Origin of the sequence: Streptomyces sp. MJM8645, assembly GCF_001625365.1 — a bacterium.
Classification (GTDB): Bacteria; Actinomycetota; Actinomycetes; order Streptomycetales; family Streptomycetaceae; genus Kitasatospora.
In genome coordinates this window covers 1422115-1445806 of record NZ_LJJF01000002.1, presented here as the reverse complement: position 1 = coordinate 1445806, position 23692 = coordinate 1422115, and the positions used below count along the sequence as shown (strand labels likewise).

23 protein-coding genes are annotated in these 23692 nt (G+C 71.9%); 11 read left to right on the top strand and 12 right to left on the bottom strand.

The window, feature by feature from the left end; translation table 11 throughout:
- Positions 1-520: 520 nt before the first annotated feature.
- Positions 521-1852 carry an LPXTG cell wall anchor domain-containing protein gene (locus tag A6F73_RS36650; protein WP_159398733.1) on the bottom strand — a complete coding sequence of 444 codons (1332 nt, stop codon included), beginning with the start codon at positions 1850-1852 and terminating at the stop codon, positions 521-523.
- 344 nt (positions 1853-2196) lie between these two features.
- On the opposite strand from A6F73_RS36650, the gene A6F73_RS36645 reads away from it, so the two are divergent.
- Positions 2197-3873, top strand: coding sequence for a phospholipase (locus A6F73_RS36645; RefSeq protein ID WP_244293837.1), 1677 nt, complete (start codon positions 2197-2199; stop codon positions 3871-3873).
- 363 nt (positions 3874-4236) lie between these two features.
- On the opposite strand, the gene tgmC is transcribed toward A6F73_RS36645, so the two are convergent.
- Complete coding sequence (gene tgmC, locus A6F73_RS36640) at positions 4237-5376, bottom strand: ATP-grasp peptide maturase system methyltransferase (RefSeq protein ID WP_063352630.1); 1140 nt, start codon at positions 5374-5376, stop codon at positions 4237-4239.
- Entirely contained in the window at positions 5373-5678 is a 306-nt protein-coding gene (locus A6F73_RS36635; RefSeq protein ID WP_159398732.1) for a hypothetical protein, read from the bottom strand. The genes tgmC and A6F73_RS36635 overlap by 4 nt, the downstream gene beginning before the upstream one ends.
- A gap of 170 nt (positions 5679-5848) precedes the next feature.
- On the opposite strand from A6F73_RS36635, the gene A6F73_RS44295 reads away from it, so the two are divergent.
- Positions 5849-5980 carry a hypothetical protein gene (locus tag A6F73_RS44295; protein ID WP_279634978.1) on the top strand — a complete coding sequence of 44 codons (132 nt, stop codon included), beginning with the start codon at positions 5849-5851 and terminating at the stop codon, positions 5978-5980.
- A 225-nt stretch (positions 5981-6205) separates the two neighbouring features.
- Complete coding sequence (locus tag A6F73_RS36630) at positions 6206-7543, top strand: ALF repeat-containing protein (protein ID WP_063352628.1); 1338 nt, start codon at positions 6206-6208, stop codon at positions 7541-7543.
- 452 nt (positions 7544-7995) lie between these two features.
- Here the strand turns inward: A6F73_RS36630 and A6F73_RS36625 are convergent, their stop codons facing one another.
- Positions 7996-9216 (bottom strand): hypothetical protein, encoded by a 1221-nt coding sequence (locus tag A6F73_RS36625; protein ID WP_244293836.1) that lies wholly within the window; start codon positions 9214-9216, stop codon positions 7996-7998.
- Positions 9217-9879: 663 nt separating this feature from the next.
- Between A6F73_RS36625 and A6F73_RS36620 the strand changes: the two genes are divergently transcribed.
- The 3 genes from A6F73_RS36620 to A6F73_RS36610 all read left to right on the top strand — a co-directional run bounded on the left by A6F73_RS36620 (position 9880) and on the right by A6F73_RS36610 (position 11932).
- Positions 9880-10221 carry a hypothetical protein gene (locus A6F73_RS36620; protein ID WP_159398731.1) on the top strand — a complete coding sequence of 114 codons (342 nt, stop codon included), beginning with the start codon at positions 9880-9882 and terminating at the stop codon, positions 10219-10221.
- A 311-nt stretch (positions 10222-10532) separates the two neighbouring features.
- Positions 10533-11048: a hypothetical protein gene (locus A6F73_RS36615; RefSeq protein ID WP_208869258.1), complete on the top strand. Its 516-nt coding sequence runs from the start codon at positions 10533-10535 to the stop codon at positions 11046-11048.
- 200 nt (positions 11049-11248) lie between these two features.
- Positions 11249-11932, top strand: coding sequence for a hypothetical protein (locus A6F73_RS36610; protein WP_063352626.1), 684 nt, complete (start codon positions 11249-11251; stop codon positions 11930-11932).
- 26 nt (positions 11933-11958) lie between these two features.
- Here A6F73_RS36610 and A6F73_RS36605 read toward each other — a convergent pair whose 3' ends face one another.
- The gene (locus A6F73_RS36605; protein WP_159398730.1) at positions 11959-12477 is read right to left on the bottom strand and encodes a hypothetical protein; all 519 of its coding nucleotides are present in this window, start codon (positions 12475-12477) and stop codon (positions 11959-11961) included.
- A 347-nt stretch (positions 12478-12824) separates the two neighbouring features.
- Between A6F73_RS36605 and A6F73_RS36600 the strand changes: the two genes are divergently transcribed.
- Entirely contained in the window at positions 12825-13526 is a 702-nt protein-coding gene (locus tag A6F73_RS36600; protein WP_063352624.1) for an FAD-dependent monooxygenase, read from the top strand.
- Between the two features lie 140 nt (positions 13527-13666).
- Here A6F73_RS36600 and A6F73_RS36595 read toward each other — a convergent pair whose 3' ends face one another.
- The 6 genes from A6F73_RS36595 to A6F73_RS44285 all read right to left on the bottom strand — a co-directional run bounded on the left by A6F73_RS36595 (position 13667) and on the right by A6F73_RS44285 (position 19132).
- Positions 13667-14401, bottom strand: a complete 735-nt coding sequence (locus A6F73_RS36595) for a hypothetical protein (protein WP_063352623.1) — start codon at positions 14399-14401, stop codon at positions 13667-13669.
- Between the two features lie 185 nt (positions 14402-14586).
- Positions 14587-15993 carry a M14 family zinc carboxypeptidase gene (locus A6F73_RS36590; RefSeq protein ID WP_063352622.1) on the bottom strand — a complete coding sequence of 469 codons (1407 nt, stop codon included), beginning with the start codon at positions 15991-15993 and terminating at the stop codon, positions 14587-14589.
- A 184-nt stretch (positions 15994-16177) separates the two neighbouring features.
- Complete coding sequence (locus A6F73_RS44290) at positions 16178-17227, bottom strand: transglycosylase family protein (protein WP_079136575.1); 1050 nt, start codon at positions 17225-17227, stop codon at positions 16178-16180.
- 38 nt (positions 17228-17265) lie between these two features.
- Positions 17266-18522, bottom strand: a complete 1257-nt coding sequence (locus A6F73_RS42685) for a hypothetical protein (RefSeq protein WP_063352621.1) — start codon at positions 18520-18522, stop codon at positions 17266-17268.
- Positions 18523-18657: 135 nt separating this feature from the next.
- Positions 18658-18990, bottom strand: coding sequence for a hypothetical protein (locus A6F73_RS42000; protein WP_063352620.1), 333 nt, complete (start codon positions 18988-18990; stop codon positions 18658-18660).
- Positions 18991-18997: 7 nt separating this feature from the next.
- Positions 18998-19132, bottom strand: coding sequence for a hypothetical protein (locus A6F73_RS44285; protein WP_279634977.1), 135 nt, complete (start codon positions 19130-19132; stop codon positions 18998-19000).
- A 350-nt stretch (positions 19133-19482) separates the two neighbouring features.
- On the opposite strand from A6F73_RS44285, the gene A6F73_RS36570 reads away from it, so the two are divergent.
- Together A6F73_RS36570 and A6F73_RS36565 are read left to right on the top strand one after the other, a co-directional pair.
- Positions 19483-20454 carry a LuxR C-terminal-related transcriptional regulator gene (locus A6F73_RS36570; RefSeq protein ID WP_063352619.1) on the top strand — a complete coding sequence of 324 codons (972 nt, stop codon included), beginning with the start codon at positions 19483-19485 and terminating at the stop codon, positions 20452-20454.
- Between the two features lie 182 nt (positions 20455-20636).
- Positions 20637-21401 carry a DUF4232 domain-containing protein gene (locus A6F73_RS36565; RefSeq protein ID WP_063352618.1) on the top strand — a complete coding sequence of 255 codons (765 nt, stop codon included), beginning with the start codon at positions 20637-20639 and terminating at the stop codon, positions 21399-21401.
- 307 nt (positions 21402-21708) lie between these two features.
- Here the strand turns inward: A6F73_RS36565 and A6F73_RS36560 are convergent, their stop codons facing one another.
- The gene (locus A6F73_RS36560) at positions 21709-22683 is read right to left on the bottom strand and encodes a WYL domain-containing protein (RefSeq protein WP_063352617.1); all 975 of its coding nucleotides are present in this window, start codon (positions 22681-22683) and stop codon (positions 21709-21711) included.
- A gap of 55 nt (positions 22684-22738) precedes the next feature.
- On the opposite strand from A6F73_RS36560, the gene A6F73_RS41995 reads away from it, so the two are divergent.
- Positions 22739-22912 (top strand): hypothetical protein, encoded by a 174-nt coding sequence (locus A6F73_RS41995; protein WP_159398729.1) that lies wholly within the window; start codon positions 22739-22741, stop codon positions 22910-22912.
- Positions 22909-23514, top strand: coding sequence for an NIPSNAP family protein (locus tag A6F73_RS36555; RefSeq protein WP_063352616.1), 606 nt, complete (start codon positions 22909-22911; stop codon positions 23512-23514). The genes A6F73_RS41995 and A6F73_RS36555 overlap by 4 nt, the downstream gene beginning before the upstream one ends.
- Positions 23515-23692: the final 178 nt, after the last annotated feature.

Sequence of the window (23692 nt, the reverse complement as noted above, 5' to 3'; positions counted from 1 at the left end):
GCCGGCCGGCCCGGACCCCGGATCGGCCGCATCACCCGACGCATCACCCGGCACGGCTGCCTGCCCGGGCGCCTGGTCAGCCGCGATGACCACCGCACTGCCGCGAGGCTCCCCGCCGCTGCCGTCCACGGCATGCGGGGCGGGGGTCGAACACGCCGTCAGCATCAGGCTGCCCAGGACGGATCCCAGTCTGAGGCCCGCTCCGGCTCTTGCGCACACTGCCACGTCCCCTTTGCGCCATGATTATCGGACTATCTACTCTGCGTCCCGGCGCCCCGGCCCGGCGCCATCCTCGTCGCAGCGTCCGGGTGAACTCGTCCGCACGGGGCCGTGGGAGGGCTCGCCCCTGCGGGCCGGGGAAGCAGCCGCACGCCCCACTCGGCGAGCTCCCGTACCCGTAGTCAGCACCCGCGCCCGCGCGCCGGCGCTGACACCGCGCGCCCGACGTGCCGCCCACTGCTGGAGCCCGCCACCTGGGGAGGGTGGCGGGCTCCTTCGCGTTCGGCTTCCCCGTGCGCGCTCAGGCCCGGCGCAGCACCCGGCGCAGCCAGAGGGCGCCGGCCCCGGCGGCCGCCAGGGCAAGGCCGCCGAAGGCGAGGCCCGCGGTGTGGTCGGCCCCGGTGGAGGCGAGCTGGACGGACGACGGCGCGGCAGGCTGCGCGGCGTCGGCGACGCGGGCCTGCGGGGCGGACGGCGCGGTGGAGGTGGTGGACGGGTCCGCCGGGGCCGGGGCGCTCGGGGAGGACGCGGAGACCGGCACGGCGGCGCCGGCCGGGGCCGAGGACAGCGGGGCCGACGGGGCCGAGGAGGCCGATGGGGCCGAGGAAGAGGACGGGGCCGAGGAGGAGGACGGGCTCGGCCCGGGCGTCTTCGTGGCGGCGGGCAGGACCTGAATCGTCGAGTGGGCAGCGCACTTCGTGGTCCCCCGGAACGGCAGGCCCTCGTTGACGAACACGCACGAGCCGAGCGTGGTGGTGCCCGCCGGAGTCTTCGCGTCGTACGACACCCGCACCCGGGCGACGACCTTGCCACCCGACCGGAGGCCGGAGTCACGGCCCTGGAGGTACACGCCGTAGGGGTCGTCGGGCGCGATTCCGGCCACCTTGTCCAGCGTCCGCCAGGCCCCGTCCGCCGTACGCACCTGCACGGTCGCGGACCGGTCCACGAACAGGACGTTGCCGAGGTTGGTGTAGTCGGACGGCGTGGGGTTGTCGAGGGTGACGTCGAACTCGACCGGCGCGCCGCCCGCGACGGCGGTGGCGGGAACGTGGTCGAGCGAGCTCGTGATCGAGGTGACCTTGATCGTGCTGGTCACCTCGGCCTGCGCCGGCTCGTGGGGGTCGACGACGACGGCGGAATGCAGGGCGATGGACCGGAAGCCGCCGTTGGTGGCGCCGTCGTGGGGCAGGCCCATCGGCGCGCCGATCCGCAGGTCGACCTTGAGGGTCCGCCCGGCCGGGACGGTGAGCCCGAGCACCGTCCCGTCGTACACGACGCCTCCGGAGGTACGGGTCATCCCCAGCGGCACCGACTTCCACGTACCGTCGGCCGGGTCCCTGTAGTCGATGACGATCGCGTCCGGCGGCGTTCCGACGTCGGTGACGGTCCGCAGCTCCAGGTGGTAACCGGTGCTCTCCTGGCCCGAGTTGGTGATGTCCTCGGTGAACTCGACCGGCCCACCGGCGAATCCGACCGAGGCCGGGGCCTGGACGGAGAGCGAGGTGTGCGACGGCTCCCCCGCGAAGGCCACCGGGGCGGCGGCCACGACCGATCCGCAGACTGCGGCTACGCCGAGGGCAGCGGCGACGACGATCGCACGACGGGTACGACGAACATGAACGATGGTGGACACAGTTCTCCCCTGAAACCGTTCTGCGGGCAGGCCGCAGCAGCGCGCTGATGACTGATGGCTGAATGACTGAATGACTGATGGCGAGCGGGCCGCAGCAGATTTGTGTGCGGCCGGGGGGCGACCACGGCCCCGCTTCTCACTGTCATAGACGTGGAGCCCGGCCAGGGGTTGCAGGCGATCGGAAAGAAATTTCTCCCCGTCTCCGGACACCTGCCGACGGCGGACGCCGGGCCGTCAGTCCCAGCGGGCGGATCCCGACAGGCCCCTGACGTATCCTCAAGTTACTATCAGGTATTTTTAAGGGGCCTTTCAGGTGAACATTGCCACTTCTTGAAGGATTACCCGTGCTCCGTCACCCGTCCCGCCACCTCGGCCGCGCCGCCCGCACCACGCTCACCGCCGCTCTCACCCTCGGCACGGCGCTGGCAGCACTGCCCGCCGCCCCCGCCTTCGCCTCCGCCTCCGCCGACACGCAGATACCTGCCCCGGCGGCGCCCGCGGCCACCGACACCCCGCACCTGGACGCCGTCGAGCAGACGCTGCGTCAGGTCTCGCCCGGCCTGGAGGGAACGGTCTGGCAGCGCACCGGCGGCAACAACCTGGACGCCCCCGCCGGTGACCCGGCCGGCTGGCTGCTGCAGACCCCGAACTGCTGGGGCGACCCGAACTGCACCGACCGGACCGGCAGCGAGAAGCTGCTGGCCAAGATGACGGCGAACATCGCCGGCGCGACCCGCACCGTCGACATCTCCACCCTCGCGCCGTTCCCCAACGGCGCGTTCCAGGACGCGATCGTCGCGGGCCTCAAGGCCTCGGTGGCGGCGGGCAACAAGCTGACCGTACGGGTCCTGGTGGGAGCCGCCCCGCTCTACAACATCACCGCGCTGCCGACCAGTTACCGGGACGACCTGCTGGCCCGGCTCGGCCCGGCCGCCGCCGGCGTCACGCTCAACGTCGCCTCGATGACCACCTCGAAGACCGCCCTGTCCTGGAACCACTCCAAGCTGCTGGTGGTGGACGGCCGCAGCGTGATCACCGGCGGCATCAACAACTGGAAGGACGACTACATCGACACCACCCACCCGGTGTCCGACGTCGACCTCGCGTTGACCGGCCCCGCCGCCGCCTCGGCCGGCTCCTACCTCGACACCCTGTGGGGCTGGACCTGCAAGAACACCGGAGTGCTGTCGAGTGCCTGGTTCGCCTCCAGCAACGGCGCGCCCTGCCTGCCGAACCTGGAGAAGGACGCCAACCCCGGCCCGGTGCCGGCCACCGGCAACCTGCCGGTGATCGCGATCGGCGGCCTGGGCGTCGGCATCCGGCACGTGGACCCGGCCTCCACCTACCAGCCGGACCTGCCGGCCGCCGCCGACGCCAAGTGCGGCCTGGTCGCCCTGCACGACAACACCAACGGCGACCGCGACTACGAGACGGTCAACCCCGAGGAGAGCGCGCTCCGGGCCCTGGTGGCCGGCGCCACCAGCCACATCGAGATCTCCCAGCAGGACCTGAACGGCACCTGCCCGCCGCTGCCGCGCTACGACCTGCGCCTCTACGACCTGCTCGCCGCCAAACTCGCCGCCAACGTGAAGGTGCGCATCGTGGTGAGCGACCCGGCCAACCGCGGCACGGTCGGCAGCGGCGGCTACTCGCAGATCAAATCCCTCGCGGAGATCAGCGACGCGCTCCAGGCCCGGCTGGCGGCCCGGACCGGCGACGCGTCCGGCGCGAAGGCCACCATGTGCCGGAACCTCCAGCTCGCCTCCTTCCGCGCGGCGCCGACCGCGAACTGGGCCGACGGCCACCCGTTCGCGCTGCACCACAAGGTCGTCGCGGTCGACGGCTCGGCGTTCTTCGTCGGATCGAAGAACCTCTACCCCGCCTGGCTGCAGGACTTCGGCTACCTGGTGGAGAACCCGAACGCGGCCGCCCAACTCGACGCGAACCTGCTGGCACCCGAGTGGCACTACTCGCAGGCCGCCGCCACGGTCGACTACACCCGCGGCATCTGCCCGAACTGAGCGCGTTCTCCATCCGCCAGGACCTTCCGGGCCCGCCCATGGACTCGCGGGCCTCGGGGCACTGGACGGCCCTGCCGACGTCGTAGCGGGGTGCCCGGTGTCCGTTCTCGGCACCGGGTGGCCGTTCTTGCAGGCAGGCGCCTTCCCACATCGTCTCGGGGCCTCGGTGCTCCAGCTCGGCGATCGGTCGGCGGCCGGCCGCCGGGGGTGGGCGGTGGCGACCGTGTCCTCGGCGGCCATGTCCACGAGGTCCTGCGGTGGGTGGGTGCTGCTCCTCCTGTCGTCCTGGGACGGTACCCGGACTCGCGCGCCGAGGTGCCGTGAGCAGCCGAAGCCTCGACGGGGCTCAGCCCCGGCCGCCGGTCAGATGGGCAGGTTCCAGGTGGGGCCTTCTTCGGTGCCGATCCATACGCGCTGGCCGTCGCCGTCGACCGTGATGCCGAAACCCTCCTGGTGGGGGGCGCCGTGTTGCTGCCAGGCCTGGATGGCGGCCTCGGCCTGATCCCACAGGCGCAGGGGCCCGCGCTGGGTGACGGTCCAGCCGCCGTCGGGGTTCGGCGTGGTGCGGGCGTGGGAGCCGGTGGCGAAGTCCACGAGGATCTGCTGGTCTCCGGCGCCGATGATCTCGGCAGAGGGGGCGGCGAGTTGGGCGACCCACTTGCCGGTCCAGTCACCCAGGATCGCCGGGTCGATCTCGCTGGGCCGTGCGTCGCCGGAGAGCAGGGTGACGGGCTGGCGCGGGGGCCGGTCGTGCGGCCGGGCGACCATGAAGTTGACGTAGCCCGGCAGGAAGCGGCCGCTCGCGCAGCCGGGCCCGGTGACGGTGAGGAGTGCGAGGCCGAAGGCGAAGCTCCACCCGGTGAAGGTGGCGAGGATCCTTCCGCCGGGCCTGACCTGGTGAAGCCACGGGAGGGGGAGGTGGCGGACCGAGCAGGTCGCGATCAGCCGGTCGTACGGTCCGCCGTCGGCGTACCCGGCGAGGCCGTCGCCGATGACGAGGGTAGGAGAGTAGCCCGCGGCTTTGACCGCCTCCGCCGCCCGCGCCCCGATTTCCGGGTCGACTTCGACACTCACGACGTTCTGTTCCCCGAGGCGGTGGGCGCCGAGGGCGGTGGAGTAGCCGGTGCCGGTGCCGATCTCCAGCACACGGTGGCCGGCCTCGACATCGAGCTGCTGCCACATCCCCAGCACGAGGGAGGGGAGGGTGGAGGAGGACGAGGGGGCACCGGCCACCGGCCCCTGGACGTCGGAGGGGCTCAGATGGCCGTCGAGCTGGGTGACCAGCGTCTGGTCGCGGTAGACCCCCTCCAGGCGGCCGGGGTTGTCGCACAGGACTGGAACGTAGGCCGTGGGCGCGCTGGCGGGCACGGGCAGGAAGTACTCGGGGACGAAGGTCTCGCGCGGCACAGCGGCCGCGGCCGCGCGCCAGGCCGGATCGGTGAGGGCGCCGTCGGCGGTGAGCCGGTCGACGAGGGCGGCGCGCAGTTCGGCGGGGGTGCTCACGGGTTGGTGCCTCTCTGGAGTCGGTCGGCCAGGGCCTCGGCGATCAGATCGGTCATCGGCGGCGGGAACCACGCCCACTGACCGTTCGGGTTGCACTCGAAGAAGTTCCAGCACCCGGCGGTGTCGACGGCGAAGTCGAAGGCGCCGAAGACCAGGCCGAAGGCGCCGAGGTAGCGGGCCACGGCAGCGGCGACATCGTCGGGCACCGCGACCTGGGTGTAGGTCAGGAGGTTCTGCCGGCGGCGCCAGTCGAGGTCGGGGCTGTCGATGGCGATCGGGTCATCCCGGTGTACCTCCTTCACGGGCCGCGGCCGTACGGCCGTCAGCACAAGCAGGTTCCCACAGTACGTAGTTGAGAGAATGCTTACCGTAGCGCGCATGCCGTTCGCCAGGGGTTCCGGCCAACTCGCGCGGGCCTGGCCGTGTTGCGCTCAGCGGGCGGGCGCCGGTCGAGGACTCCCGACGAGAACCGGTGCGACGACGCATCGCGCCCCGCGCCGACCTGCTGGACACCCGGGCGGCGGTGACCGGTGCCGAGCACCTGTGGCCGCATCACGCCCTGGGCACCGTCGCCCGGGCGCTGGGCACCGTCGCCGGGCGCTGACCGCCCGCCTCGACGCTGCCGCCCGCGCGTACGAGGGCTGAGCCAGGGACGGGGGCGCCGGGTAGCTCTCCCGGCTGGTGTGACCAGGCGGTGCGCGAGGAAGCCGGGGTGTGGGACGTGACGGAAATGTGTTCGCCAGCGGGGGGTGTCGTTGCTATACGATCACTCGGCCGACCGTCGTGAAGCCGCGGCGGGCCCATCCGTGTTTCAGATCCCGAGGGACCGTTGAAGATCCGTCATTCGCTCGCTGCCGTCCTCCTTGCCGCAGCCGCCGCACCCGTCGCCCTGGGCGCCGCCCCGGCGTTCGCCGACACCGTCCCGGCGGGGCAGGGGCAGACCGACCCGGCCGAGACCAAGGCGGACGAGGAGAACCGGGCAGCGATCGAGAGGCTGCTCGTCTACCCGAACGACTACCTGCTCACGGCTCCGAGCGACTACCTGCGCGAGCACGCGGGCCAGGCCCTCGCCGGCACCCCCGCGGACCGGGCGCGCTTCCTCGCGGTGGAGGCGGACAGGATTCGCCGGGACGACGCGCGGATCGCGATCCTGTGGACCATGAACGCCGCCGGCCCTGCCGTCAAGAAGGCCGCCAACACCGCGTTCGGCTCGAACGACCTCGACGTGTTCCGCGCCTACCTGAACGTCGGCCAGTACACGGCCCGGGCCGAGGACGAGAACCGCGCCAAGGTGCAGCAGCTCCTCGACGACCCGAACAGCGGACCGGGTGTGCGCGAGGGCGCTCAGCAGGCACTGGCGGGAACCGCCGCGGATGTCGAGCGCTTCCTCAACACGGGGCTGAAGACGGCCGCCGAGCACGACGACCGGGTCCTGCTCAGCCAGATCATGTCCCACGGCGGCCCGGCGGTGAAGAAGGCCGCCAACGCCGCGATGTCCGGCACCATCGAGGACGTCCGCGCCTTCCTGAAGACCGGCCAGTACGTCGCCCGGGCGGAGGACGAGAACCGCGCCAAGGTGCAGGACATCCTCGCCGACGCGGGCACCGGCCGCCACGTCCGGGAGGCGGCCGAGAAGGCGCTCGCCGGCAGCGCGGCGGACGTCGAGCACTTCCTGAAGGAGCAGTTGGAGCCGCTGCGGGCGGGCGACGACCGGATCCACGTCTCGCAGCTCATCGCGGCCGGGGGGCCCGAGGTCCGCAAGGCCGGCCTCGCCGCGCTCGACGGCGACATCGCGGACGTCCGGGCCTTCCTGAAGGAGGGCCAGTTCACCGCCCGGGCCAAGGACCAGGCCGCCGCGAAGACCACTGCCGAGACCACTGCCGAGACCGCTACGGAGACCTCGCGGGGCGGCTCCGGCACCACCCAGGCGGTCACCGCCGTGACCCCCGACGCCGCTGTCGCGCCCGTCTCGGCCACCACCGGGACGACGACCACCGGCACGACGACCGCCGCCACCACCACCACGGACGGCCGGAGCACCGCCGGTGGCTCGCTGGCCGCCACCGGCACGACCGCCCCGCTCGGGCAGCTCGGCGCCGCCGCCGGCGCGGCCGTCGTGCTGGGCGCCGGCGCGGTCGTCGCCTCGCGCCGCCGCTCGCAGGCCTGATCACCCTCCTCCGCCGGCCGGCCCGCACCTCACACCGGCCGGCGGAGCGTTTCCCCCACACCCACACCCACCGCCGCAGCCACGCCCACGCCCCCAGCCGGGCCGACGGCGGCTGGTCGCCCCGACCGGGCCGCCGGCGTTGAGGCGCGGCGTGTCCGTGAGGCGGAGCAGCGGCGGTACCGGGGGCGCCGTGATGCCTTTGGTTGCCGGGGAGTTGGCGGCTTGGGCAGGCTCGGGCGCCCAGTGCGCGCCTCGGGACGCTCGTGAACGCGACGGTCCCTGCCGGCTGGCCATCGTCCGGCCGGTGTGGGTACGCCGGTCGGCCTGCCTGCATTGCCGACTCCCGGAGTCCTGCGGTGACTTGCGTTCCGGCGGCAGCCGAGGCCTTCCTCACCGAGGCGAGCCTTCGCGGCACTTCGTCTGTACTCGGCCGCGGCCGTCGGTGGGGACGGTCAGGGGCGGGCTGTGGGGACGGTCGTCTCGGGGCTGCGGCGTTGGGGAAGGGTGATGCCCTGGTCTTGGGCGGTCAGGCCCGGGCGGAGGGTCCATGGCACCTGGTCGGTGCTGGTGAGCCATCCGTTCGCCACGAGACGGTGCACGATGAAGAGGTTCACCTCGCGCAGGTCGGGGCGCGAGCCCAGCCCCTTGCAGAGCTGCCTGAACGACGGACCGTGTCCGTGCTCGGCGCGGAAGGCCACCGTGAACTGCGCGGCCTGCGGCCCGCGGTCCGGGTGCGCGTCCTTCCACCGCTTGTACGCGGTCTGGCTCCTGCCGTCCAGGGAAGGCTGCTGTGACGGTCGGGGCGGGGGCAGCGTGAAGGCCATCGCGACCCGTTCCGGGCCCAGCGCGCACAGGGCGCAGTACTCGACGCTCTCCGCGTGCCGCCGCAGGGCGGGCGTGGCCGCGTCCTTCCACTGCGTCCACGCGGCGGCGTTGAAGTCGAAGCCCGGAGTCGAGGTCGTGCTGGTGCCGGTGTCGGCTTCGGGGTCTGCCGCCTTCTCCTGGGCGGTGGGCGGACGCATGCCCGCGAGGTGGCCCACCTGGGGATCCAGGCGGTAGCGCCCGTCGGCGAGTTCGGCGAGGAAGCCCTTGGCCAGAAGGTCCGGCAGAGCGGCCCGGCAGGCTTCGGGAAGGTCGGGCGGGATCTGTCCGAGGAGCGTGGAGGTGCTGTGTGCGGCGGCGAACAGGGCCGCCAGCCGGGCGGCCGGCGGAAGTTTGCGGACCGGCTTGGCCGACAAGGCCCGTGTGGTCCACCCGGATACGCGCGAGCGCACGGCTTTTCCGAACGGCAGCGGGTGGTCAGTCTCACGGGCCAGATCCGGGACGGTGACCGGCGTCGCAGGTGCGACCGGGTCGCTGCTGAAAATCGTGTCGCCCATCAGCCAGCCCAGGCCGCGGAGGGCATCGACCACTTCGCGGGGATCACCCAGCCGCAGGGCGGACAGGTCAGTACCGGTGAGGTTGCCGGTGCCGCCGCGTGCGGCCCGGATCGCCACCACGACGGCCAGGAGCTGCTGGCCGGGATCCGGCAGTGGCAAGGCGGCCACGTAGCTCAGCAGCGTGCGCGCCGCCGCGCCTTGCTGGGGTGTCAGGAGGAAGGGCAGCGCCTGGGGTTTGCCGGCCGGAACGGCGGTGGCGTTGCTGAAGCTGGGGGTGGATGCAGACTGTGGCACACCTCCCCCAACGCGCCGCACCGGCTGAGGTTACTGCCCGGGTCCCGTCCGGAGCAGCCCGCCGCCCGCCGGGCCGCGCAGACGCCGACATGGTGGGAGCCGGCTGCGGCTGCGGCCGCGGCCGCGGCCGCGGCCGAACGGAAGGGGTCGGCGGTTCCGTGCGCGGACTGCCGAGCCGAGTGCCGCGATCTTCCCGGGACACATGGGAGTCCGTTTCGCCGAAGGCCGCCGAGAGCCGCCCCTGCGGACGTCCAACACCAGCCACCCCAAGCCACCTTGTCCTGTCCGCGGCCAAACCGGGTTGTCCGCCGCCCACCTGGCCTTCGGCCGGGTTCTTGTAGATGGACAATCAAACAGGCTGCACTGTGGAGTCTCCACCGGCGCCAGGGCCGTCAAGGGCTAGTGGTGAGCATGTCGATGCTGATGGCGGCCTTGTAGGCAGCTCGGTCGATGGCGGGTCCGCGAGTTTTGCATCCAGAGATCGCTCGTTCAACGACGCGCTCTTCTGCGCGGACCCGCCATTCGGCCAGGAGCCTCCAAGGAGGTCTCCCGACTGTCGATCGATGGATCAACGGCCCGTCAAGCAAAGGAAACCCGCACCACAAACCCCGTAGCAGCCGTCACTGGGTCTCTGAACAGAAATCACACGAGAAGGAGCATCGAATGATCAAGCGACTCGCAGGAACAGTGGTACCCGTCCTCGCAGCAACAGCACTCCTGACCGCCAGCCCGGCCAGCGCCGCCGGGACCGGCTGGTCGAGCTGTGACCGAGGCCTGTGCGACTACGCCTACGTGGAAGGCGCGATCGGAACGATCACGGACGACAGCGACGACGGAATCGGAGCTGCCCTGGACCTCTATCTTTCCAGCGGCGAACACACCGGCATCTTCATGATCGCTATGGGACCCAAGGCGAAAACCTTCAAGTACCCCATCAAGCAGGCCCGGATCTGCAACTGGAACGGCAGCCTCTCGTCGTGCGGTGCCTGGAAGTACTTCCAATAAGCTCGCCAGCCGCGAGCAGCCGGTCCAGTCGGCGGCGAGAGCGTGGTCAGCCTCGGGGCCGAACCGGCGCCAGATGGAGTTCGCGTGGCGAGATCCCGCCGGGCCGGGGCCCGCAGCCCGATCGGTGATTCGCCCCCGACCGGTTCGTCGCCGGATCAACGCGAACTCGCGGACAGAACACGGATGTTGCGGCACCGGAGCGCGGCTTGCGGCCGGATCCTGGGGGACGAAGGACAGGTGTCCCGCTATGGTCGGCTGGGCACTCAGGATCCGGGGTGCCGGTCATCGACGGAAGCGGGGCTGGAATCGGCATGGTCAGGTCTGTGGTGCGGTTGATCACCGGGGCGCCGGGGGCGGGCAAGTCGACACTTCTGGGCCGGCTGCGGGAACGGCCCGTCACGGTGGTCGACTTCGACGAACTGCCCGACGAGGACGGTCGGTTGCTCGGTATCGACATCACCTCCCCGGACGCGTCCGGGGTCTGGCCCGACTACAACCGCCTGTGGGTACGGATCGCGGGCATGCTCGCGCGAGGAGGCGGGCCCGTCCTGGTGTCCTGCCCCCTCACCCCGGCCGAGTGGGAGGCCGCCGCGGCCGAGGTGCCGGACGCTCCGGAGGTCGTCTGGGCGCGGCTGGACTGCGCGGACCACGACCGCCGCGTCCGTTTGGCCGCCCGCGGCTGGAGCGCGGAGCAGGTCGAGGAAGCCCTCCAGGACGCCGACGAACTGCGCGAACTCGTCCCCACGGCCTTCACCAGCTCCGGCCGTACCCCGGTGGAGGTCGCCGAGGACGTCCTGCGGTGGATCACCGACTCCCCCGACGCCTGACCCGGCGACGGTCGGAACCGACTCCCCTCCCCCGGACGGGTCGACCACGGCGACCGCTGCCGGCGGCCACACGACCGGCGCCGGTGACCCCGTCAGGGGGCCGTCGGGTGTCGGGTTGACGAGATCGTTCGCACTCGGGAGCATGTGTCGCCGCGTGTGTGCGCGGGTGTGTGTAGACCGGATTCGTGGGGTGTGGAGTCATGAAGTTCGTGGTGTCCGGGCGGTGCGTGGGAAGGGTCGGGCTGGCCGTCGGCGCGGTGCTGGTGTCGGCGGCCTGCGCGGCAGGCGGGGGCGATGGGGCGACGGCACGCGGCCCGGCACCCACCGAGGCGGTCGACTCCGTCGGCTCCGTCAGGGCCGTCAGCGCCGTCAGGGCCGCGTTCGGCAAGGCTGTCGGGACCGAGGACCTCACCGGGCTCGGCACTGTGTCCGGCCCGGTAGCCGGGGTCCAGCAGGCCGGTGCGCCCGCGACCGCCCTCTCGATCACGGAGGGCGAGGTCGGCGAGGTGGGTCCGCACGGGACGATCACCTATCCGTCGGTGACCAGTTGCCTGGTCGTCACCGTCTACCTGCGGGACGGCGGCAAGGTCGGCGGCCATGTCAGCCTGTTCCAGGTCCCGGGGAAGTACTACTCGGACGAGGTCCTGCCGGCCATCAGGCGTGCCGTCGGTGGCCGACGGGTGGCGGCCGTCGACGTCAGCGGGGCCGTCGGGGCCTGGAACCCCTCGTACCTTCGGAAGGCCATCGAGCGGTACACCGACGGGTCGGTCCCCGAGCCGACGGGCGACGCGAAGGGGATCGGTGACGTGGTGGCCAAGATCCTGGGCCGACAGGGCAAGGAGGTCACCGTCCGGGACGTGCCGGACGGCGACATCACCAGGTGAGCACCACGTCGACGGCCCGGCTCCGCTCAGAGCGCCAGTTCGACGAGGCCCGCGAGCAAGCCGACGACGATGCCCAGGACCGCCACGGCCGCAAGCCCGATGAAGAGGCCGACCACCAGGGTCATGACCTCCGGGGCCTCACCACGCCGGACTCCGACCAGCAGCCAGCCGGCCGGCACGGCGCCCAGTACGAGGACCGCGCCCGCGCCGGCGCCGTACTTCACGGCGGGCGACGACGACGGCTCGTAGGCCACGCCCCGCACCAGCCGCACCGGGAGCCGGGTGCCGGCCCGGTGCTTGCCGGTCGTGCCGTTCACCACGATCGGGCGGGCGTCGCCCGCGGAGGCGCCGGCCGGCGTGAACCGCCCCTGGCAGTTGGTGCCGTCGCTGTTGCCCTCGCTGTCGGACACCTCGTAACAACGGTCCACCAGCACCACGCCGTCCGGCGGGCCCAGCCCCATGGCCGCTCCCATCCGCTCCGCGCTCAGCCACCAGGCCAGCCACACCGCCCCGGTCAGGAACGCCACCGCCAGCATCCCCGCCACCGCTCGCACCGCCACACCCCACACGCCGCCTCCCCGCGTACGCACCACGACCGCCGCCCCCCGTTGTTGCTGCTGCGCTCGCCGCCCCCGCCACGAAGCCGCGCCCGCCGCGCAGAGCCTGCCCGACCGACCGCCGGGACCGATACGGCCAACCGAGGATGACAGCAAGGAAGTTGGCGTGCAATGCCCCACCCGGGCCCGGCAGCACCCGATGCCGGTGAGCGGCGTGGCGGCGGACGGACGCGCCAGTGCGCACGTGGAGGCGGTGCCGGCGTGGCGGAGGCCGCAGTCCGGTCCGCTCTTCTCCTCAGCTCGGCGCGGGCGCCGCACCGTCGAGGACGAGGTCGATGACCTGGAACCTCACCACCAAACTCGTCTCGGTCCTGCGCGGCCACGCCGACCCGCGGCTGCTGGACGACTACGAAACCGAGCGCCGCGCGGTGGGCCGGATCACCGTGGACCAGGCACTCCTACGCGCCCGCGACCGCGCCCGGGCCCCGATCGAGGACCGCCCGCTGCTCAGCGAGGCGGCAGTGGCCATCGGCTACCGCTACCCCATGCCCGGCGACGGCCCGGCCGCCGCCCACCCGGCGGCCGACGAGCCGGAACGCTGGCACGGCGAGCCCGGCACCCGGCTGCCGCACCTGCCCCTGCCCCTGCCCGGCACGGACCGGCCCCGCTCCACGCTCGACCTGGTCCGCGCCGGCCGCTACCTGGTCCTCGCCGGACCCGAAGGACACCCCTGGATCCGGGCCGCACGCGAGCTGGATCCGCACAACGCCTTCCTCGACACGGCACTCCTGCCCCGCCGGATCGCCCCGGCAACGGAACGGCCCACCGACACCTGCGGCATCGGCGACCACGGCGCCCTGCTGGTCCGTCCCGACCACGTGATCGCCTGGCGCACCGCCCACGCCGCCCCGGACCCCCTCACAGCCCTCGGCGCCGCCACGCGACAGGCGTTGGGTGGCTCTGTCCACGAGAACCGACAGCGCCTGTACACGAGTTCGGGCAGCACTCGAAGCTCTGCAGAAATCGAACAGTTCTGACTTCAGGCAGCACGGGCCCCTGCCGAGAGTTCGGCAGGGGCCCACGGTGCAGAGATCTGTTGACGGCCGGGACCTGCCGTCGACGAGTGGCAGGCCGGCCGACATCAGTTACCGTCTGCCGCCGGTCTGACGGCCCGGCCTCACTTCAGGTGTCGGGTGAAGAACTGGGCCGCGGCGTCCCCGGCGAACTGCGGGACACCGGTGTGCCCGCCCATGTTGGCGTGCAGGGACTTCTCCTTCGAGCCGAAGGCGTCGAACAGGTCCAGGGCCGCCTGCCGGTCGTTCCCTTCGTCGTCCCACTGCAACAGGACATGCAGCGGAATGGTGACCTGCCGGGCCTCCTCGAACATGGAGCGGGGCACGAAACTTCCGGCGAACAGAACGGCGGCCGAGATGCGCGGCTCGACCACCGCCAGCCGGACGCCGATGGAGATCACTCCCCCCGAGTACGCGACCGGGCCGCCGATGTCGGGCAGCGTGAGGAGGGCGTCCAGGGCGGCCTGCCATTCCGGGACCGCCTTGTCGACCAGCGGGAGGACGAGGGCGTCGACGATCTCGTCGCCGACCGGCTCGCCGGCCTCCATCGCCCGGCGCAGGTCAGCGCGGGCCTGCTCCACGGCGGGCCAACGAGGCCGGTCGCCGCTTCCGGGGAGCTCGATGGTGGCCGTGGCGAAGCCATCCGCCGCGGCGTGCCGGGCCCGGGCCACCAGTCGGGGGTACATCCTGCGCAGTCCGAGGGGAGGGTGGCCGAGCAGGATCAGCGGCGCCGGCGCGGATACGGATCCGGGCGTCCACAGGATGCCGGGGATCTCGCCGAGGGTGAACTCACGCTCGAGGACACCGTCGTCGAAACGCTGTTCAGAAGTGAAGTGCATGGTCGTGCCTTTCGGGAGGGCTCAGATACGGCGCTCCCGGACGACCTATCGCCCGACCGTGACCCCGGAGGAGAGCACCCATGTGAATACTGCGTTCACGGGTACCACCTCCTCGTTCTCTCGCACGGCCTCCGAAAACATAGCAGCGGTCACCTCGCCCACCAAACGGGTTTTTGCGGAGCGCTCTACCGGTCGCGCCGAAAGCCGGGCCTCGTCGGACGGCTGAGCTCCACGGCGGCCTGGACGGTGTTCGCCTGGTGCTCTGCCTGGCGGGCGACGGGCAGCCAGAGCGGCTGGAAGCGCTGCTGGTACTGGGCGCACCAGTCCTGGAGGAGGTGGTCGAGTCGGGCGGTGGCCGGTGTGGTGGGTGCCTTGGCCGCCTCGGCGGCGCGGCGGAGCAGCGCGGCCGCGCGGACCGGGATCCGGTGGGCCCACAGTTCGATGCCGGCGAGTCTCGCCTCGGTCATGGGCCTCGGGTGGAGGAGGCGCTGTCCGGCGGCCTGCGGGTCCCATTCGTGGGCCAGTTGCCGCGATGCCGTCAGCGGCGTGCGCGCGGCCCGGAGCAGGGCGGTGTCGTCCAGGTGGGGCAGAACTTCGTCCATCAGGTCGGTGACCAGGCGTCCGCGCTCCCGGACCTGGCCGGCGCAGGCGGTCAGGCGCGCGTAGGGGTCGTCGGCCGGGCGGGTGTCCCCGAGGTGGGCGCTGGCCCAGACCGGCGTCTCGACGATGACCGTCTCGCCGCCGTAGCGCTGGGGGGCGAACCAGGTGGTGGCGCGGACGCCTCCTGTCTCCTGCTGCTGGCCGGGGTGAGGTTGGCCGGTGTCGGGTTGGCCGGCGTGAGGCTGGTCGGCGTGAGGTGGCGCCAGCATTCCGGTGCTGCTTTCCTGCTGGTCGATGTGGTGCGGCGCCATCATGAAGACGCCCGGGCCCGCTTCGCGCAGCCAGAAGGCGTCGTAGGGGCCGGTCTCGACCGGGATCCCGAGTCCGGCGGCGGATTTTGCGAACGGCTCGGCGAGGCCGGCCAGATCGCAGGTCGACTGGAGGAAGGTCCCGCCGACGTCGGCGCTGTGGAGGGAGAACTGGAGGGACGGCCGGAGGTCGTCGATCAGGTCGAGGAGGATCCGGCTCTCGGGCAGTCTCCCGCCGGTCGCCGGCGCCCACTCGGGCTGTTCCTCGGCGGCGGGGCGGAAGTAGTGCTCGAAGTACTCGGGCAGGCTTCGGGTGCCGGCGCCGGCCTCTGCGAGGCGTGCCCCGTCGGGGTCGAGGCAGAGCAGAAAGTTCCAGGTCACCGCCTCGTGCAGAGACGGCTGCGCGAGGACCCGGTGGGCCAGTTCCACGATGCCGGCGCGGCCGGAGAACTCGTCGGCGTGCGCACCCGTCACGATCAGCACGCTGTCGGTGGCGGTGGCGCGGCCGATCGTCAGGAGCACCAGCGGCTGGCCGGCGCGGGAGGTTCCGGCGGTGCGCACGCGGCAGAGTTCCGGGTGCCTGGCGGCCAACAGGTGTGCTGTGTCGGCGAGTTCTTCCAGCGTGGGGTGCCGGTCGTGAAGCAGGATCGCCCTGCCGGCGCTGGTCGACGTATCGGTCAACATCGGTGCCCTCCCTTGTCTGCCCGCCAGTCTCGCGCCAACGGCGGCGGCCTGCACCTCATGGTGCAGGCCGCCGCCCGGTGTGCGCGGTGTTGGCTGGCCGCGGTCCTCAAGGCCCGCCGCCGGCCCCGGTTCGCGTCCGGGTGAGCTGGTCGGTGAGCGGTTACCAGCTTCCCTTGATGAGCGGTTACCAGCTTCCCTTGAGGGGGATCCAGCCGGGGTTGCCGAACTTCGTCGTCACGGCGGCGGTGCTGTTGTCGTTGCTGAGGTAGAACGTCGCGGTGGCCGGGTCGTAGCCGCCGACGCTGTCCTTGCCGGAGCCGTTCCAGTCGCCGACGAGGGGCTTCCAGCCGGGGTTGCCGAACTTCGCGGTCACGGCGGTGGTGCTGTTGTCGTTGCTGAGGTAGAAGGTCTGGGTGTTCGGGTCGTAGGCGCCGATGCTGGTGACGCCGTCGCCGTTCCAGTCGCCGACCAGCGGGGTCCAACCGGGGTTGCCGAACTTCGCCGAGCCCGCAACGGTGCTGTTGTCGTTGCTCTCGTAGAAGGTGGCGGTGGCCGGGTCGTACGCGCCGATGCTGTCCTTGCCGTCCTTGTTCCAGTCGCCGACCAGCGGGATCCAGCCCGGGTTGCCGAACGTCGTGGTCACGGCAACCGTGCTGTTGTCGTTGCTGAGGTAGAACGTCGCGGTGGCCGGGTCGTACGCGCCGACGCTGCTGACACCGTCGCCGTTCCAGTCGCCGACCAACGGGGTCCAACCGGGGTTGCCGAACTTCGCCGAGCCCGCAACGGTGCTGTTGTCGTTGCTCTCGTAGAAGGTGGCGGTGGCCGGGTCGTACGCGCCGATCCGGTCCGAGTACGGCTTGGCGTGGTCGGTGCTCAGGCCCGCGTTGCAGTTGGGCCAGGCGCCGGGGCCCTGGCCGGCGAGGATCTTCTCCCCTACGAGGATCTGCTGCTTCTTGGTAGCGAGATCGGGCCGGGAGGCGTAGGCCAGGCCGCCGTAGGCCTTCCAGGTGGGCAGCGTGATCTGCAGGCCGCCGTAGTTGCCGTTGTTGGTGTTGATGCTCCAGTTTCCGGTGCTCTCGCACTGGGCGACCCTGTCCCAGGTGCCCACCGAGGCGGCTTGGGCCGGTGCCTGGGAGGCGGCGGACAGGACGGCCGCCCCCAGGGCGACAGCGGCGAGCGAGCGGGTGCGACGGGTGTGACCGGTGTGACGGGTGGTCGACTTGTTCTCGGGCATGCTCGACTGACTTCCTTTCGTGTCGGTTGGGGGGCGGACTACCAGCGGCCGGCGATCGGGACGTCGCCGGGGCTGCCGTAGACGAAGCTGGCGGCGGTGGTGCTGTTGTCGTTGCTGAGGTAGAAGGTCTGGGTGCTCGGGTCGTACGCGCCGATGCTGGTGACGCCGTCGTTGTTCCAGTCACCGACCAGCGGGGTCCAGCCCGCGTTGCCGAACTTCACCGAACCCGCGACCGTGCTGTTGTCGTTGCTCTCGTAGAAGGTCTGGGTCGTCGGGTCGTACGCGCCGATGCTGTCCTTGCCGTCCTTGTTCCAGTCGCCGACCAGCGGGATCCAGCCCGGGTTGCCGAACGTCGTGGTCACGGCGGCGGTGCTGTTGTCGTTGCTGAGGTAGAACGTGGCAGTGGCGGGGTCGTACGCGCCGACGCTGGTGACACCGTCACCGTTCCAGTCGCCGACCAGCGGGATCCAACCGGGGTTGCCGAACTTCGCGGTCCCGGCGGCGGTGCTGTTGTCGTTGCTGAGGTAGAACGTCGCGGTGGCCGGGTCGTACGCGCCGACGCTGGCGACGCCGTCACCGTTCCAGTCGCCGACCAACGGGGTCCAGCCCGCGTTGCCGAACTTCGCCGAGCCCAGCGTGGAACCCGTGTTGTCGCCTTCGTAGAAGGTCTGGGTGGACGGGTGGTACACGCCGGCCTTCGTGGCCCGGGTCTGGACGTCGTCGACGATGTTCTTGTAGCGCAGGGCCTTGTACTCGCTGTTGGGGTGCGAGTCGAGGGTGCCGTTGATGGAGGCGCCGGTGACGTGCTTCACCGGGGTGGAGCCGAAGGAGTAGTACGAGAAGGTCGTGTGGGCGGCGTCGTCCCACTTCTCGAAGAGCAGGACGTGGTTGTAGTAGCTGTTGAGGACGTCGCCGGCCTTGAGCTCGCTGCGCGGGATCTCGTAGGTGTAGGAGTCCGCGATGCCCTGGGTGTTGGGGCTGGCGCCCAGGTGCCAGGCCATGGAGACGTAACCCGAGCAGTCCGTACGGTAGTTGCGGCCGCTGGAGTCCGGGTACCAGCCCTCCCAGCTGTAGGCGATCTGCTTGCCCAGCCAGTACTGCGCCCGCTGGATGACCTCACTGCGGGTCACCTTGCCGTCGATCGAGGACGAGGCCGAGACGGCGGCGGCGGTGGCCGTGGCCGTGGCCGCGTGGGCCGCCGTGGTGGTGACGGCGGTCGCAACTATCGCACCGGAAGCGGCGAGGGAGGCCGCGAGGGCGACGTGGGCAAGCCTGGACAGCGTGGACGAAGGCATGGCGGAGCTCCTCTTGCGGGTTACGGGCTGCGGATTGCGGGTTGCGAGTTCGAGACGGCATCGGATGCCGGACAGCGTCGTGCGGGTGCGGCGGCGGCGCAGCGGCCGCGGTGCGGGTTCAGCGGCGGCGCGGGTTCAGCGGCCGGGGGGCGCCGGTGGCTGGTAGCGCCGGCGCATCAGGGGTGAGGCCTGGTGGCCTCGGGCGATCAGGACGTGGGCCCGGCTCAGGGTGTCCTCCGCGACGGCGGGGTCACGGCTGGCGAGGTAGACGAGCAGGTCGACGCGGTCGGCCTCGCTTCGGACGGTGATGTGCTGGAGGCCGTCGTCGGGGCGGGCGTGGGCCCACAGGACGGCGCGGACCTCGGCCGCCTCACCTGCCTTGTCCACCTCGGTCACCTCGGCCGCCTCGCCGGCTGGAACCGGCCCGGCGCTCTGCCTGCGGTGCAGGGCGGCGTAGATGACGTCCATCCGCGGGTCAGCCGCCCCAGCCGAAGCTGGCGTTGACGGCGGTGTCCTGGGCGCTCACCGACAGGACGGCGGGGGCGGCGAGCAGCGCGCCCAGCGAGATGGCGATGGCCGCGGCGGCCTTGGCGATACGGGCCTGGATCACGATCGGTTGTCCTCAACTGTTGCTGACACGAAGGGATTTCTCCGATCGGTGCGTCCCGCGGTCGACGCGCCGTCCGGCTGCCGTCCGGGCTGTCTTCCTGGCTGACTCCCTGGCGGCGATCACTAGCTTTGCCGGTCGGGGGGCGGCTCGGAAGGCCTTGCGGGTGTCGCCAACCGGCCTGTCCGACTCCGGACATACTGTCACGCGCATGACAAAAACTGGATGGCGCGGCCTGCCGTCGAGGCCGGATATCCGACCTTGAGGGCGGTGTCGCCCCATGAAAGGATCATGAAGCTTCGTGTGCTGTCATAGCCACGAGAGCTCACGGATCATCACACAAGGGGGACACCATGTTGCAGGCGCTTGGACTATCGGCCCGAGCCGAGCAGGTCTACCAAGCCCTGCTCGACCACCCCGCCGCCGACGTCGAAGCGATAGCCGGGCGCTGCGCGACCACCGCCACCCAGGTCCACGACTGCCTCGACGAACTCGGCGCCCTCATGCTCGTACGCGCCTCCGCCGACCACCCCGGCCGGATGCGCGCCGTCGACCCGGCCGTCGGCCTCGCCGAGATGCTCGCCCGCCAGGAAGCCGACCTCGCCGCCCGCCAGGCCGCCCTCGCCGCGTCCCGCGCCGCCGTCACCCGCATGGTCGCCGAACGCGCCGAACACCACGCCGCCCACGGCGAACGCCTGCTGGGCATGGACGCCGTCCACCACTGCCTGGAGCAGATGAGCCGCACCACCACCACGGAAGCCCTCAGCAGCCAGCCCGGAAACCAGCGGCCCGAAGACCTCGACTCCTCCCGCCCCGGAGACGCCGGCGCCCTCGCCCGCGGCATCACCATCCGCACCCTCTACCAGGACTCCACCCGCCACCAGCCGCACGTCACCGGGTACGCCCACTGGCTGCTCAGCCAGGGCGGCGAAGTCCGCACCGCCCCCACCATCCCCCAGCGCATCGTCATCGCCGACCGTCGCGAGGCCCTCGTCCCCATCGACCCCGAGGACCACCGCAAGGGCGCACTGCACGTCACCGAACCCGGCATCCTCACCGCCCTGCTCGACCTCTACGAACAGGCCTGGAACACCGCCGTCCCGCTCGGCGCCACCGCCCCCGGCGACCCCACCACCGGACTCACCGCCACCGAACGCGAACTGCTGCGCCTGCTCGGCACCGGCCTCACCGACGACACCGCCGGCCAGCGCCTGGGCATCTCCTCCCGCACCGTCGGCCGCCACATGGCCTCCATCATGGAGCGGCTCAACGCCAGCAGCCGCTTCGAGGCCGGCATCAAGGCCGCCCAGAACGGCTGGCTCTGACCTGCTGGCTCTGACCGGCCCGAAGTACGCCGTGTCAACCCGCAGCTCCCCGATGGATTGTCACAGTCCGGTCCTCGCGATGTCCTGGTGATTGTGACGCCACGCGTGCCACCGAAATGCACTGACCAACCGTCATGGTGGGTGTCCAGCAAGCCAGCACACATCGCCATCGGGGAGCCACCATGTCCGTCCGCCGCCGTCGCCCGCTGCTCGTCACCGCCGTCCTCGCCGTCGGGGCCGGACTCGTCCTGACCGCCTGCGGGCCCGACAACGCCGACCCGGCCGCCGGCCCGAAGGCCTCCCCCACCACCGCGGCCGTCGCACCCGCCCCCACCGGCGCTGCTCCCACCGGCGCTGCTCCCGCAGCGGGGTCACCGACCGCACCGGCCACGGGCGCGGCGTCGCACGCCCCCACGGGCGCACCGCACACCCCGTCCGGCACCAGCCCCTCCACCAGCGCCCGGCCCGGCGGCGGCAACGCCCCCGCCCCCGCCGACGCCACCCCCTGCGACATCGGCAACCTCTCCATCCACGTCACCGCACGCCCCGGAGCACCCAGCCAGCGGGTCATCGAAGTCCACAACACCGGCACCAGCGCCTGCAGCCTCAGCTCCTCCCCCGGCGTCAACCTCGGCAACTCCACCGCCCGCGACCAGAGCAACAACATCCGGCCCGTACTCGCCAGCGGCACCCTGCGCTTCCCCGTCCCCGCAGGCCAGAACGCCTACGTCGTCATCGACCTCAACCCCGGCGGCGCCACCACCGGCACCACCCCCGACATCAACGAGATCAACGTCCTCGCCGACCAGGACGACACCAACATGCCCCTCGCCGCCACCCACAACTTCCCACTCACCCCCGACACCCGCGTCCTCAACCCCCACATGGGCAACTACCGCGCCACCATCGCCGACGCCGTCACCTCTATGGCAGCCGCCGGCAAGTAGCCCTGGCCACACCACCATGGAGGGTGCCCGTCGGTCACGGGCCCGGTCGGTGTTCCGGTGCGACGGTGATCAGCGGATGGAAGTGGGCGAGTTCGGCGGGTTCGTCGACTATCAAATAGCCCCGCCGGAACGGTCAAGCGTCTCGATGCACCACATCGCACCGCGCGACCCAGCGGATCGACCCCAGCGAATCGGCTCAGCGGATCGGGCAGGCAGGCCGGCCCGGGCCGGCGGACAGGCAACCCGGCACACGTCCCGTCAGGGGCGGAGGGCAGGGGCGGAGGGCAGGGAGGGGAATTCGCCCACGTCAGGCCCCGTACCGGTCGGCGAGTGCGCGGGCGGTCGCGGCCAGCCGGGCGCGCAGCTCCGGTGGTTCGAGGACCTCCACGTCGGTGCCCAGTCTCAGGAACTCGTCGTGGGCGTGGCCGAGGGACTCGATGGGCACGGACGCCCTGGTCCAGCCGTCCGCCTCGGCCACCCCCGAATCCGCGACCGCCCGGTCGAACGCGCGGCCGAGCTGCTCGCGGCCCCGGGCGACACCGCTCGGCGACAGTCGCACCGTCGCCTCCCCGGTGTGCAGTCGGGCATGGAAGTCGGCGAGCCCGTCCCGCCAGTGTGCAGCCAGGTCGAAGCTTGCGGGTATCTCGAACTCCTCTTCCAGCTCTCGCAGTTCGAGGATCTGGTCGACCCGGTAGGTACGCGGGGTGGCACCGCCCGCGGCGGCGACCAGATACCAGCGGCCGGCCTTGAGGACCAGTCCGTACGGCTCCAGTCGCCGTTCCACCTCGGTGGGCGCCTTCCACCGCCGGTAGCGGACCCACACCCTGCGCCGGTCCCAGAGCGCGGCCGCGACGGCCGCCAGGTGCGGCGTCTCGTCCACGTCCCCGTACCAGCCGGGCGCATCGAGGTGGAAGCGCTCCTGGATCAGCCCGGCCCGCTCGCGGAGCTCCGCCGGCAGGGCGGCCCGCAGCTTGAGCTGGGCGGCCGCCAGTACCTCGCCCAGGCCCAACTCGGCCGCCGGGCCCGGCAACCCGGCTAGGAACAGGGCCTGCGACTCATCGGCGGTCAGGCCCGTCAGCCGGGTGCGGTACCCGTCGAGCAGCTGGTAGCCGCCGCCGTGACCGGCCTCGCCGAACAGCGGGATCCCGGCGGCGCCGAGCGCTTCGAGGTCCCGGTAGACCGTGCGGACCGACACCTCCAGCTCGTCGGCGAGCTGCTGGGCCGTCATCCTTCCCCGGTTCTGGAGGAGCAGGAGCAGTGAGATCAGTCGGCTGGCGCGCACGACTGTCAGTATCCACTGACAGGAGGTGTCAGTGGACCGGTTCTAGCCTGCGGCCATGATCGATTCCGACTTCCTCCACGGTTCCCGGGGCATGGCCGTCCGCAGACTCACCGGGGTTCCGGCCGGCGGTGACAGCCGGGGGCAGGAGTTCTCCGTGAACGGCGGACACAGCCGGGTGCTCGACCGGGTCGCGGAGCTCAGCCGTGTCCAGTTGCAGGACGCCTCGTGAGCATCGTCGAACTGCGCCAGTACACCCTGCACCCAGGTGCCCGCGACACTCTGATCACCCTCTTCGAGCGGGAGTTCGTGACCGGACAGCAGGCGGTGGGCATCACCGTCGGCGGCCGGTTCCGGGACCTGGACGACCCGGACCGCTTCGTCTGGCTGCGCAGCTTCCCTGACATGGCGTCGCGGGCACGGGCACTGCACGCCTTCTACTACGGGCCGGTCTGGCAGGAGCACCGGGACGCCGCCAACGCGACGATGGTGGACTCGGACGACGTCCTGCTGCTGCGCGGCCCGGGCTTCACCACCCCGGCCGACGCCGGACCGGTCGTCGCGACCATCTGCCACCCCCTGGACCCCGCCGCCTTCGCCGACCACTTCGAGCGGCACCTGCGCCCGGAACTGGCCGCCCGGACCCCGCCGTTGGCGGTTCACCGCACCGAACACGCGGAGAACGACTTCCCCGCCCTGCCCGTACGGGCCGGCGAGGACGTCCTCGTGTGGTTCACCACCGGTGACACCGCCCCCCTGCCGGACCTCTCGACACACCTGCACTCCGCCCCGCAGCAACTGCACCTCTCGCCCGTGCCGCAACACTCCCGCTGAAGCCCGTCGCAGAGGGCCGTGGGTGGGCAGGTCGATGGCTGGCCCGACCTGCTGCTCCACCCGCCGGGAACGGGGTTGTGCGAGGTGGCGACGGCCCGCACCGCGCTGGTGCGGACCGTCGCTCCCCGCTTTCGGGCCTTCGGGCCTTTCAGAGCTTTCGGGCCCTTCGGACCGGTGG